Origin of the sequence: Tabrizicola sp. (assembly GCF_022842145.1) — a bacterium.
GTDB lineage: Bacteria > Pseudomonadota > Alphaproteobacteria > Rhodobacterales > Rhodobacteraceae > Tabrizicola.
On the sequence record NZ_JALHQD010000003.1, the window covers coordinates 579,319 to 594,726 of the forward strand.

Annotated in this window: 16 protein-coding genes and 1 pseudogene; 12 read left to right on the forward strand and 5 right to left on the reverse strand. The window is 66.7% G+C overall.

Annotated features, from left to right (window positions below; translation table 11 throughout):
• Nucleotides 1-129 precede the first annotated feature (129 nt).
• Together Q0C42_RS11000 and Q0C42_RS11005 are read left to right on the forward strand one after the other, a co-directional pair.
• Nucleotides 130-948 (forward strand): sulfite exporter TauE/SafE family protein, encoded by an 819-nt coding sequence (locus Q0C42_RS11000; protein WP_295075264.1) that lies wholly within the window; start codon nt 130-132, stop codon nt 946-948.
• Nucleotides 942-1,682 carry a hypothetical protein gene (locus tag Q0C42_RS11005; protein WP_295075266.1) on the forward strand — a complete coding sequence of 247 codons (741 nt, stop codon included), beginning with the start codon at nt 942-944 and terminating at the stop codon, nt 1,680-1,682. The genes Q0C42_RS11000 and Q0C42_RS11005 overlap by 7 nt, the downstream gene beginning before the upstream one ends.
• A 119-nt stretch (nt 1,683-1,801) precedes the next feature.
• On the opposite strand, the gene Q0C42_RS11010 is transcribed toward Q0C42_RS11005, so the two are convergent.
• Genes Q0C42_RS11010 through ccmI form a run of 3 tightly spaced genes read right to left on the reverse strand, consistent with a single transcriptional unit; the run spans nt 1,802 to nt 3,715 of the window.
• A complete protein-coding gene (locus tag Q0C42_RS11010) occupies nt 1,802-2,032 on the reverse strand; it encodes a DUF1289 domain-containing protein (protein ID WP_295075269.1) in 231 nt (76 codons plus the stop codon).
• Between the two features lie 16 nt (nt 2,033-2,048).
• Entirely contained in the window at nt 2,049-2,522 is a 474-nt protein-coding gene (gene ruvX / locus Q0C42_RS11015; protein WP_295075272.1) for a Holliday junction resolvase RuvX, read from the reverse strand.
• The gene (gene ccmI / locus Q0C42_RS11020) at nt 2,519-3,715 is read right to left on the reverse strand and encodes a c-type cytochrome biogenesis protein CcmI (protein WP_295075275.1); all 1,197 of its coding nucleotides are present in this window, start codon (nt 3,713-3,715) and stop codon (nt 2,519-2,521) included. The genes ruvX and ccmI overlap by 4 nt, the downstream gene beginning before the upstream one ends.
• A 231-nt stretch (nt 3,716-3,946) precedes the next feature.
• On the opposite strand from ccmI, the gene Q0C42_RS11025 reads away from it, so the two are divergent.
• The 8 genes from Q0C42_RS11025 to Q0C42_RS11060 all read left to right on the forward strand — a co-directional run bounded on the left by Q0C42_RS11025 (nt 3,947) and on the right by Q0C42_RS11060 (nt 11,520).
• Nucleotides 3,947-5,194 carry a sarcosine oxidase subunit beta family protein gene (locus Q0C42_RS11025; protein ID WP_295075278.1) on the forward strand — a complete coding sequence of 416 codons (1,248 nt, stop codon included), beginning with the start codon at nt 3,947-3,949 and terminating at the stop codon, nt 5,192-5,194.
• Nucleotides 5,195-5,297: 103 nt separating this feature from the next.
• On the forward strand, nt 5,298-5,657 hold the full coding sequence (locus tag Q0C42_RS11030; protein ID WP_295075281.1) for a hypothetical protein: 360 nt from the start codon (nt 5,298-5,300) through the stop codon (nt 5,655-5,657).
• 60 nt (nt 5,658-5,717) lie between these two features.
• Nucleotides 5,718-6,476 (forward strand): hypothetical protein, encoded by a 759-nt coding sequence (locus Q0C42_RS11035; protein ID WP_295075284.1) that lies wholly within the window; start codon nt 5,718-5,720, stop codon nt 6,474-6,476.
• 25 nt (nt 6,477-6,501) lie between these two features.
• Nucleotides 6,502-6,837 carry a sarcosine oxidase subunit delta gene (locus Q0C42_RS11040; protein ID WP_295075286.1) on the forward strand — a complete coding sequence of 112 codons (336 nt, stop codon included), beginning with the start codon at nt 6,502-6,504 and terminating at the stop codon, nt 6,835-6,837.
• Nucleotides 6,834-9,752: a sarcosine oxidase subunit alpha family protein gene (locus tag Q0C42_RS11045; RefSeq protein ID WP_295075289.1), complete on the forward strand. Its 2,919-nt coding sequence runs from the start codon at nt 6,834-6,836 to the stop codon at nt 9,750-9,752. The genes Q0C42_RS11040 and Q0C42_RS11045 overlap by 4 nt, the downstream gene beginning before the upstream one ends.
• Nucleotides 9,745-10,290: a sarcosine oxidase subunit gamma gene (locus Q0C42_RS11050; protein WP_295075291.1), complete on the forward strand. Its 546-nt coding sequence runs from the start codon at nt 9,745-9,747 to the stop codon at nt 10,288-10,290. Before Q0C42_RS11045 ends, Q0C42_RS11050 begins: the two co-directional genes overlap by 8 nt.
• Before the next feature lie 93 nt (nt 10,291-10,383).
• On the forward strand, nt 10,384-10,791 hold the full coding sequence (locus Q0C42_RS11055; protein ID WP_295075293.1) for a hypothetical protein: 408 nt from the start codon (nt 10,384-10,386) through the stop codon (nt 10,789-10,791).
• A gap of 126 nt (nt 10,792-10,917) precedes the next feature.
• A complete protein-coding gene (locus tag Q0C42_RS11060) occupies nt 10,918-11,520 on the forward strand; it encodes a superoxide dismutase (RefSeq protein WP_295075296.1) in 603 nt (200 codons plus the stop codon).
• Between the two features lie 52 nt (nt 11,521-11,572).
• Here Q0C42_RS11060 and Q0C42_RS11065 read toward each other — a convergent pair whose 3' ends face one another.
• The gene (locus Q0C42_RS11065; RefSeq protein WP_295075299.1) at nt 11,573-12,124 is read right to left on the reverse strand and encodes a TIGR00730 family Rossman fold protein; all 552 of its coding nucleotides are present in this window, start codon (nt 12,122-12,124) and stop codon (nt 11,573-11,575) included.
• Nucleotides 12,125-12,218: 94 nt separating this feature from the next.
• On the opposite strand from Q0C42_RS11065, the gene Q0C42_RS11070 reads away from it, so the two are divergent.
• On the forward strand, nt 12,219-13,646 hold the full coding sequence (locus Q0C42_RS11070) for a LysM peptidoglycan-binding domain-containing protein (protein ID WP_295075302.1): 1,428 nt from the start codon (nt 12,219-12,221) through the stop codon (nt 13,644-13,646).
• On the opposite strand, the gene Q0C42_RS11075 is transcribed toward Q0C42_RS11070, so the two are convergent.
• Entirely contained in the window at nt 13,607-13,975 is a 369-nt protein-coding gene (locus tag Q0C42_RS11075) for a helix-turn-helix transcriptional regulator (protein WP_295075305.1), read from the reverse strand. The genes Q0C42_RS11070 and Q0C42_RS11075 overlap by 40 nt on opposite strands.
• Nucleotides 13,976-14,128: 153 nt before the next feature.
• Here Q0C42_RS11075 and Q0C42_RS11080 point away from each other — a divergent pair.
• Nucleotides 14,129-15,292: pseudogene (locus Q0C42_RS11080) on the forward strand (ABC transporter transmembrane domain-containing protein); the annotation flags it as partial.
• Nucleotides 15,293-15,408: the final 116 nt, after the last annotated feature.

The following is a 15,408-nucleotide window of genomic DNA, read 5'->3' on the forward strand; positions in this document are numbered from 1 at the left end:
GATAGCGCCCCGACTCGCGCGTTGGACGCGCTGCATACCATTCGGTATCCAGCTTTTCCATCCCCTTTCGACACTGGCCTCCTGCGGCCCCGCGAGCTATGTCCCAAAGGCCAATCCCCAAGGTGTCCCATGCCTGAACTCGCCACGCTTCTTCCCATGATCGTCGCCCTCGTCGCCATCGGCGCTTTTGCCGGAGTCGTCGGTGGCCTTCTTGGCGTCGGCGGCGGGATCGTGCTGGTCCCCGCCTTCTTCTACGCCTTCGGGCAGCTCGGCTATGGTGGCGAGCAGCTGATGCAGATCTGCGTTGCGACCTCCATGGCGACCATCGTCATCACCTCGCTCCGCTCCGTCTCCTCGCACAACAAGAAGGGCGCGGTCGACTGGGACGTCCTGAAGACCTGGGGCCCGGCCCTGGTGATCGCGGCCGCCGTCGGCACCTTCGTCGCGGGGAAGGTCTCTTCGATGACACTCCAAGCCGTTTTTGGCGGACTTGCCGGTCTCGCCGGTCTCTGGATGGCCTTCGGCCGCGACTCATGGCGGTTGGGTGAGCATATGCCCGGCCAACCCGTCCGCAGCCTTCTGGCGGGGGCCGTCGGCTTCTTCTCCGCCATGATGGGCATCGGCGGCGGCACCTTCGGCGTGCCGCTGATGACGCTTTACGGCCTGCCGATCCACCGCGCCGTCGCCACCGCATCGGGCTTCGGCGTCCTGATCGCGGTCCCGTCCGTCCTCGGCTTCCTGCTTCTCCCGGTCGCGGACGCGCCGCCCTACACCATCGGGGCTGTCAACCTTCCGGCCTTCCTTGTCGTGATCGGCACGACGCTCCTGACCACCCCGCTGGGCGTGCGCCTTGCCCATGCGATGAACCCCAAACCCCTGAAGCGCGCCTTCGCTGTCTTCCTCACGCTCGTCGCGCTGAACATGCTGCGCAAGGTTCTGGGATGGTAGGGGCGGGCTGGCAGAAGATCGGTCCGCACCCGGCCATCAGCGCATGGGCCGATGCCGCACGGGCTGCGGCCCTGGAGGTACTTTCCACCAGTGCAGAAGCCTGGCGCTGCGGCGGCACCTGGTTTGTCGGCGTGGATGCCCTGCCGAACGCATCCGACGGCGCGATCAACGCCACGCCCTTTCCGTGGGAGGCCCTGCCGCTTGAACCCGAGCCGCTGCACCAGGCGCAGCTGTCGGTCATCCGTCCCGGCTACCCGCAGCCCTCGCCCGAGGAAACCCCTGCCGCCTTCGCCTTCCGCCGCGACCGCGACGCCGCCCACCTCGACGGCCTCCTTCCCATTGGTCCCGACAAGCGCCGCATGGTCAAGGAACCCCACGCCTGGATTCTCGGCCTGCCGCTGAACGACACGCCCGCATCCCCGCTGACCGTCTGGGAGGGCAGCCACGTCATCCTCCGCGCGGCGCTCCTGAAGGCCTTTGCCCCGCACCCGCCCGAAACCTGGGGCGACATCGACATCACCGAGACCTACCAGCATGCCCGCCGCGAGATCTTCGCCACCTGCCGCCGGATCGAGCTGCCCGCGAGACCGGGGGAAGCCACACTCCTCCACCGCCTCACCCTGCACGGCGTGGCGGCCTGGCAACCGCAGGACAAGGCCCCGCCCGAAGGCCGGATGATCGCCTACCTCCGGCCGCATCTGCCCACGGTCGAGGCCTGGCTGACCCAACCCTGACTTCATCTGTTCCACAAATATCCTGGGGGTTTGGGGGTGAAACCCCCATTCGAAGACAAGCGGGCGCAAGTCCCGCGCAGGCGCCCTCAGAATTCCGTGCCGCAAGGCACTCCGCCTGACTAGCGTTCCAGCCGGGCCAGCCGCCCGCCACGGCGCTTCTGCAGACGCGGCGCGCGCGCGGGCAGTTCGGCCATGACCGCCGCCCGCTCTTCATGCGTCATCCGCGACCAGCCGGAAATCTCATCGATCGACCGCAGGCAGCCGACGCAGATGCGTTCCTCAGGATGGACGACGCACAGCTTCACGCAAGGCGAGGCGATCTCGTCACGTTTCCAGACGTCGTCCTTCACCCCGTCATCCTTCCCGTCAACTCTTGGCAAGATGCGCCATCCGGTCCAGCGCGCCTTGCAGGATATAGCCCGCGGCCACCTGGTCGATCACCTCTTTCCGACGCTTTCGCGACGTATCCGCCTCCAGGAGTGCCCTTTCTGCCGCAACGGTCGACAACCGCTCGTCCCAATAGCAGATCGGCAGTGCAGACAGCTTCTCCAGGTTCCGCGCAAAGGCCTGCGTCGCCTGCACCCGGGGGCCGACCGATCCGTCCATGTTCAACGGCAACCCCAGCACGATCCCGGCGGCGCCGCGCGCCTCCAGAAGGGCTAGGAGCTTTGCCGCGTCAATCGTGAACTTCTCGCGCCGGATCACCTCGATCGGCGTCGCCACCTGCCGCCGCAGGTCCGACAATGCCACCCCGATGGTCTTGTCGCCCAGATCCAGACCCGCAACGGCCCGGTTCGGGGGCAGGGCGGCGACGAACTCCTCGACCGTGGCGCAGATCACGGGTTCAACCCCGTCTCGACCGCTGCCAGCCGCAGGAACGACAGCTCCGCCGGCCGCCCCTCGAACCGTACCTTCGCCTCGTCGTAGATCTTCTGCGCCTCCGGCAGCCGCTCCAGGATTGCCAGCGACCGGATCAGGCGGTTCCAGTCCTCGATATCGCCACCCTCGGTCGCCAGCCGATCCGAGAGCTGCGCCACCATGCCCTCGATCATCGCCTGCCTCTCCTCGGGCGTCATGTCCGCCGCCGCCGCCACGTCGCCTGCCGTCGGTCCCGAGCCCTCGACTTCAGGCGCCTCGTAGCTGACACCCGCCAGTTCCGCGACCTCGCCGATGCGCTCGCGGATCGACGCCGTCCACGGCGCGGCCGGATCGCCCGCTTCCGCCAGCGGACGCCAGAAGCGGAACGCCTGGTCGTACCGACCGCCCTGCAGGAACATCTCTCCCACCAGATAGCGTGCCAGCTGGTTGTTCATGTCCTGCTGCAGCGCCTGGCGCAGTTGCGCCTCGGCTTCGGGCGAAACATAGCCCTGCGCCTCTGCGACCAGCGCAAGCGCAAGGTTCGCATGGTCGCTCGCTTCCGCGCCGTCGCCCTGCAGCGACAACAGCTTTTCCTGCACCCGCACCGCAGCCTGCATCTCGCCGGCTTCGAAATGCTGGCGGAAGCGCGCGCGTAGGGCGTCCGGATCGCTCAGCGCCGCCAGTTCGCCGGCAAGCGTCGCGTCCAGCCCAGCGTCCCGCGACTGCTCCAACCGAGCCAGCTCGGCTTCCTGCGACGGACGGCTCCGGATCGCCTCGTCCAGCGCGGCCAGCCGGGGTTGCAGCGCCATGTCCGGATAACCGGGCGCGCCCAGACCCCAATAGGCCGCCACGCCGCCCGGCACCACGATCGCGACAATCACCGCGACAAGGACCGCTGTCGGTGTCCGCCTCGCCGAAACCGTGCCCAAGGCGCGCGCCTTGTCGGCCTCGATCACCCGCTTGCCCACCTCGGCGCGCAGCCTGTCGGCTTCTTCGGGGCCGATGGTTCCGCGTGTCAGGTCACGCTCGATCTCGGCCAGCTGGTCGCGGTAGACCGCCATGTCGGCGTCTCCGCTCCCGCCGGGCGCAGGTACGCGGCGCAGGGCTTTGATCAGCACATATGCGACACCTGCAGCCAGGCCGACGGCAACTGCCCAGAACATTCCAGCTGTCATGTGCCGGTCACTCCACCCACCATTTCCCGGCCCGACATAGTGTTTCCGGACCGGCCAAGAAAGGGGCATTCGGCCGCATTCCCGGCTGGGCCGACCGCCACGGCCCGCGTCGTGATGTCGAATGTCGCATTTTTCCCGATTGTGCCGCAGCGGGGTGTGGCTATAACCCACAACCGTTCCAAGAAACCCTTGCCGGCTCGACCGGCGCAGCCCGTCCGTCAAGAGGCCCCGATGAAGCGTTATTCGGTCTTTGCCATCGCCCGCGAGGCAGCCCGCTACCACATGGGCTGGGAACGCGCCTGGGCCTCGCCCGAGCCGAAGGGCTCCTACGACGCCATCATCGTGGGCGCCGGGGGCCACGGCCTCGCCACCGCCTATTACCTTGGCAAGAACTACGGCATCACCAATGTCGCGATCATCGAAAAGGGCTGGCTCGGCGGCGGCAACACTGGGCGGAACACCACGATCATCCGCTCGAACTACCTGCAGGACCCCTCTGCCGCGATCTACGAGAAGGCCCGCAGCCTGTACGAGACGCTTAGCCAGGACCTGAACTACAACGTCATGTTCTCCCCTCGCGGCCTTCTGATGCTGGGCCAGACCCATCATGAGGTGCGCGGGTATATGCGGACCGTCCACGCCAACGCGCTTCAGGGTGTGCAGACCGAATGGATCTCGCCCCAGCGCGTCAAGGAACTGGTGCCGATCATCAACATCGACGGCCCGCGCTACCCGATCCTGGGTGCGCTCTACCAGGCGCGCGGCGGCACCGCGCGGCACGACGCCGTCGCCTGGGGCTATGCCCGCGCCTGCTCGGCGATGGGGATGCACGTCATCCAGAACTGCGAAGTCAAAGGCGTCCGGTCCGAAAACGGCCAAGTTACCGGGATCGACACGACGAAGGGCTTCATCGGCTGCAAGAAACTCGGCATGGTCGTCGCCGGCCACTCCGGCCAGCTGGCCGAGATGGCGGGCTTCCGCTTGCCCATCGAAGCCGTGGCGCTGCAGGCCCTCGTCTCCGAGCCGATCAAGCCCTGCATGGACGTGGTCGTGATGGCCAACACCGTCCACGGCTACATGTCGCAATCCGACAAGGGCGAGATGGTCATCGGCGGCGGCACCGACGGGTTCAACAACTACACCCAGCGTGGCAGCTTCCACCACATCGAGGAAACCCTGCGCGCGCTGGTCGAAACCTTCCCGATGATCAGCCGCCTGAAGATGCTGCGCCAATGGGGCGGCATCGTCGACATGACCGGCGACCGCTCGCCCCTGATCTCCAAGACCCCCTTGGGCAACTGCTTCATCAACTGCGGCTGGGGCACCGGCGGCTTTAAGGCGATCCCGGGTTCCGGCTGGGCGATGGCCGAACTGATGGCCAAGGGCGAACCCGGCCCGCTGGCCGAAGATTTCAGCATGTGGCGCTTCAAGGAAGGCCAGTTCATCGACGAATCCGTCGCCGCCGGGGTGGCGCACTGATGACCCACGGTCGGCAACTCCCTGCCGATCTCCGCGCCGGGTGGAACCTCCCGTCCCGCCAAGGCGTTTCCATGCCAGATCAACTGTGCATGGAGATGCTCCAATGGCCGACAACGACACGACCAAAACCTACGTACGCGATACCCGCACGACCGAAACAGGCTCCGGCGCCAGCATGGCGCTCATCGTCGGCGGCCTCGTCGTCGCGGTGGGCTTCATCCTGTGGCTCGTCTTCGGCAACACCGATGGCGCCGTGGTCGACAACTCCCCGGCAGCTGACACGACCAACGTCACGGTCGAACCGGCGGCCGAACCTGCCGACACCACGACCAACGTCACCATCGACGCCGACGAGCCCGCAGCCGAGCCTGTCGCTCCGGCTGATCCGGCCCCGGCCGAGCCGGTCGAGACCGCTCCTGCCGAGCCCGCTCCTGCCCCGGCTGCGCCTGCAACCAACCCGTAACACGGTTCTTCCCGGCGCGCGTCGCAGGGCGCGCGCCGTTCCCCAGCCGGGGGAGCGGTCATGATCCGCGACCTCGGCGCCTTCGCGCCCCGGCGGGCGCACAAGCTGAACCCGCCCTTGATGACGATGCTCCTGAACGCCGTGCACGACCGGCGCAAGGGACGGGTCTTCGTCCTTCAGGTGGGCAGCGGCACCGGCGAGACCGGCCTTCCCCTTCTGGAACGTTTCCGCACCGACGGCTGGTCCGGTCTTCTGGTCGAGCCGCATCCCGGCCATTTCGCCCGGCTGGAAGCGCTGCACGCAGAAAGCGACCGGGTCGCGGTGCTGAACCTCGGCATCTCGGACGTCGCCGCCAGCCTGCCGCTCTATGCCCTCACCCCCGAGGCCGATGCCCGCAGCCGTCGCGGCGCGCGCGGTCGCGCCTCACTGATCCGCGACCGTATCGCTCCGCCCGGCACGGCAGAGACCGACATTCTCGTCACCGAAATCCCCGCCCTGCGTCTGGACACTGTCCTTGGCGAGCTTGGTGTCGACAGCGCCCAGCTGGTTGCAATCAACGCCGGCGGCCACGAGGCGCAGGTGCTGCAAAGCATCGAGCTCGCCACACTCGACCCCTCGCTGGTGCTTGTCCATGCCACGCAGGGCACCTCCAGCGAAGACGCCTGCATCGCGACGCTGGCGGCAGCCGACCTGATCCCGTTCCGCATTGCCGACTGGCTTGTCGGTGTGGCGCCCGACCGGTTGTCCGTGCCGATGGAAGAGCTGCTGACCTTCTTCCAGAAGGGCTTGGGCGCCCACCAGCAGGACGACGAAGAATGACCCCCGCACATCCGGAAAGACCCTCATGCTGATCCTTGAATGCCCCTACTGCGGCGTGAAGGCCGACGAGACCGAGCTGTCGCCCGGCTACGAGGCGCATCTGAAACGCTTCGGCCCCGGCGCCTCGCCGGAGGAGTTCGAAGCCTACATGTTCGCAAGGAAGAACCCCAAGGGTGTCCACTTCGAACGCTGGCGCCACACCTACGGCTGCGGCAAGTGGTTCCTTGCCGCTCGCTGCACCGCCACTTTGGAGGTGTTCGGAACCTACCCCGCGCAGGTCTCCGAACCCCCCGCCGACATCATCGCAAAGATACAGGCCCGCCGCCCCGGCTGGACGCCTGACTGGAAGGCCCCGAAATGAGCACGCGTCTCGCCAAAGGCGGCCGGTTGATCAACCGCACCGCGCCCGTCGAATTCACCTTCAACGGCAAGCGCCTCAAGGGCTTTCAGGGCGACACTCTTGCCGCTGGCCTTCTGGCCAACGACCAGATGCTCGTCGGTCGCAGCTTCAAGTATCACCGCCCGCGCGGCATCGTCGCCTCGGGACCCGAGGAGCCGAACGCGCTGGTCAACCTCGGCTCCGGCGCACGCCTGGAACCGAACCAGCGCACCACCACGACCGAGCTTTTCGACGGCCTCGAGTCCACCAGCCAGAACCACTGGCCGTCGCTGGAGTTCGACGTGGGCGTGGTGAACAACTACGCCGCCCGCTTCATGCCCGCGGGCTTCTACTACAAGACCTTCATCCACCCGCGTCCGGCGTGGAAGCACCTGTTCGAGCCGATCATCCGCCGCGCGGCAGGCCTTGGCAAAGCGCCCACCGAAGGCGACGCCGACCGCTACGAACAGGCCTACGCCTTCTGCGACGTCCTCGTCGTCGGGGCAGGGGTCGCGGGCCTCAAGGCCGCGAAGGCCGCTGCCGATGCGGGCAAGCGCGTGATCCTCTTGGAGCAGACCCCGGTCCTCGGCGGCCGCGCCCCGGTGGATGACACCGAGGTCGACGGCAAGCCGGTCGACGCCTGGATCGCCGCTGTCGAGGCTGACCTGATGTCCCGCGACAACGTCACGATCCGCACCCGCACCTGCGGTTTCGGCGTCTACGACCACGGTTATGTCCTCGCCGACGAACGTGTCGCCGACCACACCCCCGGCGACGGCCGCCCGAAGCACCGCCTCTGGCGCATCCGCACGGCCAAGATCATCACCGCCACCGGCGCGATCGAACGCCCGCTGAGCTTCGCCGGAAACGACATCCCTGGCGTGATGCTGGCCGCCGCCGTCCGCGATTACGTGGTGAACTTCGCCGTCTCGCCCGGTGACCGCACCGTCGTTGTCACCAACAACGACTCTGCCTATCAGACCGCCCTGGCGCTCAAAGCCGCGGGCCTTGACGTCCCCGCCATCCTCGACGCCCGCGAAACTGCAGACGGCCCGCTCCCGCAAGCCGCCCGCGCTGCAGGCATCCGCGTCCTGACCGGCAAGGCGATCGCCAAGGTCAAGGGTGGCAAACGCGTCAGCGGCGTCGCCATCTGCGCCCAGGCTGGCGAAGGCTCCGTCCAGGAAGAAATCGCCTGCGAGGCCGTCGCCATGTCCGGCGGCTGGTCCCCCGTCGTCCACCTGTGGAGCCATTGCGGCGGCAAGCTGACCTGGGACGAGACGCTCTCGGCCTTCATCCCCGACCCCTCGCGTCCTCCGCTGAACCACGACGGCTCCGCGATGGTCGAGGTTGTCGGCTCCGCCAACGGCGACCTCACCCTCACCGGCCAGCCCGTCACGATCCCCCCCGTCTGGGTCATGCCGCAAGGCGCGCCGATCCAGCTGCGCTCGAAGATGTGGCTCGACTACCAGAACGACGTGAAGGTCAGTGACGTGCAACTCGCCAGCCGCGAAGGCTACGTCTCGGTCGAACACACCAAGCGCTACACCACGCTTGGCATGGCGACCGATCAGGGAAAGCTCAGCAACATCAACGGACTCGCCGTGCTTGCTGACAGTCTGGGTCAAGAGATCCCGCAGGTCGGCACCACCACCTTCCGCCCGCCCTACACGCCCGTCACCATCGGCGCGCTTGCAGGCGAGTCGCGGGGCGAGATCTTCCAACCCCTTCGCCGCACCCCGATGCACGAACAGCACGAAGCCGCCGGGGCCTACTTCGAGCCTGTCGGCCTCTGGCGCCGCCCATACTGCTTCCCCCGCGCCGGGGAGACCCACGAACAGGCCGTCCACCGCGAGGTGCTGAACACCCGCCAGAACCTCGGCCTCCTCGACGCCTCGACCCTTGGCAAGATCATCGTCAAGGGCCCCGATGCGGGCCGCTTCCTCGACATGCTCTACACCGGCGTCATGTCCACGCTGCCCATCGGCAAATGCCGCTACGGCCTCATGTGCAACGAACAGGGCTTCCTCTCCGATGACGGCGTCGTCGCCCGCATCGACGAAGACACCTGGCTGTGCCACACCACCTCGGGCGGGGCCGACCGCATCCACGCCTGGATGGAAGACTGGCTCCAGTGCGAATGGTGGGACTGGAAGGTCTACACCGCCAACGTGACCGAGCAATACGCGCAAGTTGCCGTCGTCGGCCCGAACGCGCGGAAACTCCTTCAAGTCCTTGGCGGCATGGATGTCTCCAAAGAGGCGCTCCCGTTCATGCAATGGGCGGACGGCACGCTTGCCGGCTTCCCGGTCCGGGTCTACCGGATCAGCTTCTCGGGCGAACTCAGCTATGAAATCGCCATCCCGGCCAGCCATGGTGCCGCCTTCTGGGAGGCTTGCACCCAGGCCGGCATGGCCCTTGGCGCGATGCCCTACGGCACGGAATGTCTTCACATCATGCGGGCCGAAAAGGGCTTCATCATGATCGGGGACGAAACCGACGGCACCGTCATCCCGCAGGACCTTGGCCTTGACTGGGCGATCTCGAAGAAGAAGACCGACTACCTCGGCAAGCGCGGCCAGGAACGCAGCTACCTCGCCAGCCCCGACCGCTGGAAACTGGTCGGCTTCGACACGCTGGACGGCTCGGTCGTCCCCGACGGCGCCTACATCATCGCCGAGGGCGAGAACGGCAACGGCCAGCGCAACGTGCAGGGCCGCGTCACCTCGACCTACCACTCGCCCACCCTCAAGCGCGGCATCGCGATGGGGCTGCTGAAGCACGGGCCCTCCCGCATGGGCGAGATCGTGGAGTTCAACACTGCCGCCGGTGGCACCGTGAAAGCGCGCGTTCGCGACACGATGTTCTTCGACAAGGATGGAGAGAAGCAGAATGTCTGACCCCGTCAGCGCCCTGAACGGCGCCAGCTTCAACGGCTTCGCCACCATCCGCGAGATCGGTCCCCTCGGCATGATCACCCTGCGCGCAAAAGGCGTGAAGGCGTTGGACAAGGCGGTGAAATCCGTCACCGGCACCAAGCTTGCCGCGCCCCGCCGGATCGAGATCAACGGCGACCGCGCCTGTGGCTGGATGAGCCCGGACGAATATCTCCTGGTCGTCCCTTACGCCGAAGTCACCGCAGCCCTCGCCTCGCTCGCCAAGGCGCTGGCCGGCGAGCATTACCTTGCCGTCGACGTCTCCGACGCCCGCGCGATCTTCCGGGTCGAAGGTGACAAGGCCGCCGACGTCCTGCGCAAGCTCGCCCCGGTCGACTTCGAGGCGCTGGAACCCGGCGAACTCCGCCGCACCCGCGCCGCCCAGGTCGCCGCTGCGATGTGGGCGGAAGGTGGGGGCTTCACCGTGGTCTGCTTCCGCTCGGTCGCGGGCTACGTGATGGGCCTTCTGACCCATTCTGCCCAGCGGGGCAGCGAACTCTGACGCCCGACACCAAAAAGACCGGGAAGGCGCACTTGACCGCACCTTCCCGGTCGGATTTCACTGGCGGAATGCACAACCGTTACGAGTGAACTCATGACCCTCCGCAACCTTGTCCTTTCCTCCATCTTCCTTGCGTTCCCGACGATTTCACAGGCACTGACCCTTGAATGCACGGTCCCGGCCTCAAACGCCGGCGGGGGCTACATCACCGATCTCTACATCCTGCAATATGACGACGCTTCCGGGCAGGCGATCGTCTCGGACGGCCTGATCCTTTACTTCAACAACGACCAGCCAATGCAGGCCAGGGTCTCCGAGGACACGGCCAAAAAGCTGGTCCTGACCTGGAAGGTGCAGATGACCAACAGCACCGGCCAGACCGCCAACATGCAGTTCCGCGCCGCGTATCTCAAAGCCGACAAGACCCTGCTGGTGCGGGCCGCGCCGGGCGGGGATTACTCCAACAGTTTCGAAGGCCGCGGCCGCTGCAAGCCGGTCTGACGGGCGGCGCCGGGGCAGGGCAGGGGGAACCCGTTCTCGCGCGGGCGGTTTCCTCATGCCGGTTGCCCTTGACCTTCCCGCCCCGAGACCTCTTATTCGTGCCAAGCAATCAACAGGAGAACTCCCATGCCCTTCACCCTTCCCGATCTGCCCTACGCCCACGACGCGCTGGCCTCGCTCGGCATGTCGAAGGAGACGCTGGAGTATCACCACGACCTCCACCACAAGGCCTATGTCGACAACGGCAACAAGCTGATCGCCGGGACCGAGTGGGAAAACAAATCCGTCGAGGACATCGTCCGCGGCACCTACCAAGCCGGGGCCGTGGCCCAGAACGGCATCTTCAACAACGCCTCGCAGCACTGGAACCATGCCCAGTTCTGGACCTGGATGGCGCCGGGTGAAAACAAGGGGATGCCGGGTGCCTTGGAAAAGGCGCTGACCGACAGCTTCGGCTCGGTCCAGAAGTTCAAGGACGACTTCTCCGCCGCCGGTGCGGGTCAGTTCGGCTCGGGCTGGGCTTGGCTCGTGAAGGACAAGGACGGCTCGCTGAAGGTCACCAAGACCGAAAACGGCGTGAACCCGCTCTGCTTCGGCCAGACCGCGCTTCTGGGCTGCGACGTGTGGGAGCACTCCTACTACATCGACTTCCGCAACAAGCGCCCGGCCTACCTGACCAACTTCCTCGACAAGCTGGTCAACTGGGAAGCCGTTTCCGCCGGCCTCTGACGCCCGCGCTTCAAACACGGGCCCGTGGAGCGATCCGCGGGCCTTTTTCCGCCTAGACCAGTGTCGCGGCCAGCGCGGCCTCCAGCGCCGGAACATCCGACACCACCTGGAAATGCCGCTTTAGCGACGCGTCCGCAAAGCCTTCGGCAATGACATGCTCGATCAGCGCCAGCAAAGGCTGCCAATAGCCCGCGACATCCAAAAGCAGGAGCGGCCGGGAATGCAGCCCGATCTGCGCCCAGGTCAGCACCTCGAAGAATTCGTCCAGCGATCCCGCGCCCCCCGGCAGCACCACCGCCGCGTCCGAGTTCATGAACATCACCTTCTTGCGCTCGTGCATGTCCTCGGTCACCACAATCGTCGTGCGGTCCCGCTCGACCCGTTCCCGGCCCAGAAGATGCACCGGGATCACCCCCAGCATCGGCGCACCCGCGGCCGCCGCGGCCTTCGCCACTTCCCCCATCAGCCCGACATCTCCCGCCCCGAAGACCAGCCGCCAGCCCCTGCGGGCCAGCATCTCGCCGGTCATGCGGGCCGCCTCCGCATGAACCGGGTTCAGACCGGAACGAGAGCCACAGAAGACGCAGACAGAACGAAGGGACATGACCGGACCCGAAAATGGTTGCTTTGCCCCGTCATATAGAGATTCCTGATCACAAGAAATGCAAAGCGGCGGGAAGCGCCGGGGGGAGACGGGGATGTCGGCATTCGGGGCCTTGAACCAGGGAACGCGGATCGCGGTCGTGGCTGTGGCCGTGGTGGTGCTTGCCGGGGCAGGGTGGTTTGGCTGGCAGACGCTGTGGCCCGGCGCGGAACCCGTCGCCGTCAATGCAGCCGCGACTGACCCCGCCACCGAAACAGCCACCGAATCTGCCGCCGATACTGCCGCCGAAGCCGGCTCCGATCCCACCGCCGAACCTGCCGCCGCCGCCGAACCCGCATCCGATGCACCCAAGGCCGAAGCGGCAGCCGCCGAACAACCGACCGCCGAACCCACCCCAGATGCGGCGCCAACCGCCACCGCCGAACCTCCTGCCGCCGAACCCGCTCCCGCCACGATGCCCGTCATCGACACCTGGCGCGTGACCGCCGACGGCGAGGCTGTCGTCTCCGGCAGTGCCGCGCCGGGCGCGACCGTCTCCATCGTGGTGGCCGACACCATCGTCGCCTCGGGCGAGGCCACGGGTTCCGGCGACTTCGCGATCCTCTTCACCCTGCCGCCGAACCCCAAGCCCAGCCTGATGTGGCTCTCGATGGGACTTGCCGATCAGCCCGCCATCCTCTCCGAACAGATGGTTGCCCTTGGCCCGATCGATGGGCCGCAACCGGCCGCCAGCCCCGAAACCACCGCCGAGGCCCCGGCTGATACCGCCGTGGCCGCCGCCACGGAACCGGCCGCGCTCCTTCTGTCGCAAGAGGGCGCCGTGGTCCTGCAGGAACCGGCACAGCCCGACCTCCCACCGATGTCCACAGTGATGATCGACACCATCGCCTATACCCCCGAAGGCGAGGTCCAGGTCGGCGGGCGCGGTGCCCCGGCCTCGGGCCTGCGGATCTATCTCGACAATTCCGAGAAGCTGACCCTGCAGATCCCCGACACCGGCCTTTGGAGCACGACGCTTCCCGACACGCCCCCCGGGGTCTATACCCTCCGGGTCGATCAGCTGGACGCAGCGGGCAAGGTGACCTCGCGCTTCGAGACACCGTTCAAGCGCGAGACGCTTCAGGCTCTCGCCGCCGTCCAGGCGACGATGCCCGAACCGGTGGCGCCAGAGACGGCCGTCGCCGATGCTCCGACCCAACCCGCCCAAGCCGAGGACCTAGCCGAACCCGCGCCGACCGCCGACACCACGACGGAAACCGCCGCTCTGGAGCAGCCCGCCGCGACGCCCGAGGTGCCGGATGCCCCCGCGGCGGCCCAGGCCGACGCGTCCGCACCTGCCGCGGCCCCGGTGACCGTGACCGTGCAACCCGGCTTCACCCTCTGGGGTATCGCGCAGGAACGCTACGGCGATGGCGTGATGTATGTGCAGGTCTTCGAGGCGAACAAGGACAAGATCAAGGACCCGAACCTGATCTACCCCGGTCAGGTCTTCTCGGTCCCGGAAACCGCCAGCGCGCCCTGATCCGAGGCCAGGACTTTGTGCGTACAGGCCGCCAGGACCTCGGGGTGGTCGCGGCAGCAATCGTTCAGGACATAGGAAATCGTCTGCCCGATCCCGGACGGGTCCACGCTGTAAAAGACGTTCCGCGCCACCTTGCGCGACCGCAGCAAGCCGGCCTGCTCCAGCGCCGACAGATGGAACGACAGGCGCGGCGCGGCCAGCCCCAGCGTCTCGGCGATCTGGCCTGCGGCCATGCCTTCATCGCCCTGCGGTGTCAGCAGGCGGATCAGGTCCAGCCGGGTCTCGTGGGCCAGAGCCGACAGGGCGGCGAGGGCTTTACTTCGGTCCATCGTTCAACTATTCAAGAAACCTTGAAATGACCATAGCCGACCCCGGGCCTTCGCGCAATCGCTCTTGCCGACCCCGAGACGCCAGGAATGACGATGCGCCGCACCACAAAGACCGCCACTTCCGCCGACGCCGGCAGCTCCCGCGCGCCGGCAATGACCACGCTTCGCCGGGTCCTTCCCTATCTCTGGCCGGACGGGCAAGGCTGGGTAAAACGCCGCGTGGTGATCGCGCTTCTGTTCTTGATTGCAGCCAAACTGGTCTCGGTCTCGACCCCCTATCTCTACAAACTGGCCGTCGACAATCTGGGCGGCGAGGCGCCTGACACCGGCATGATCCTCGGACTTGGCGCCGTCGGCCTTGTCGTCGCCTACGGCCTTGCCCGGCTTGGCGCGGTCGTGTTCGGCGAACTTCGGGATGCCGTCTTCGTCCGGGTCGGCCAGCGGGCCATCCGCCGTCTGGCGATCGAGACCTTCACCCACATCCACCAGCTCTCGCTGCGCTACCACATCACCCGCAAGACCGGCGGCCTGTCCCGCATCATCGAGCGCGGGGTGAAGGGCGTCGATTTCCTCTTGCGCTTCATGCTCTTTTCCATCGGGCCGTTGATCCTGGAACTCACGATGGTCGCGGGCATCTTCGCCTGGCTCTTCGGCTGGCAATATGCCGCCGTCGTCATTGTCACCATCACGCTTTACGTCCTCTTCACCTTCAAGGTGACCGAATGGCGCGTGAAGCTGCGGCGCGAGATGAACGATCAGGACACCGACGCCAACCAGAAAGCCATCGACAGCCTGCTCAACTACGAAACCGTCAAGTATTTCAACGCGGAAACCCGCGAAGCCGACCGCTACGACGGCGCGATGCGCCAGTACGAGACGGCCGCGGTCAAGACTGGCCTGTCGCTCTCGTTCCTGAACATGGGCCAGGCCACGCTCATCACCACCGGTCTTGTGATCGTCATGGGGATGAGCGCGCTTGGCGTGCGCGCCGGCACCCTGACCGTCGGCGATTTCGTCATGGTCAACGCCTACATGATCCAGATCACCATGCCCCTGAACTTCCTTGGCACCGTCTACCGCGAAATCCGCCAGGCGCTGGTCGACATGGGCGAGATGTTCGGCCTTCTCGGCCAGCCCGCGGAAATCACCGATGCACCTGACGCAAAGCCGCTGCAGGTCACCGCGGGCGAGATCACCTTCGACAACGTCCATTTCGGCTATGAGCCGACGCGGGAAATCCTGAAGGGCGTCACCTTCACGCTGAAGCCCGGCCAGAAGCTGGCGCTGGTCGGCCATTCCGGCAGCGGCAAGTCCACTGAATCGCCCTGGGTCTATCGGAGACCTATAGCTTCATCTTACGCGACCATATCGAGCACGTCGCGCTGTGCATAGAAGTTCTCCTCAGCCTCTGCTGGCGGGATGTTTCCGATGGG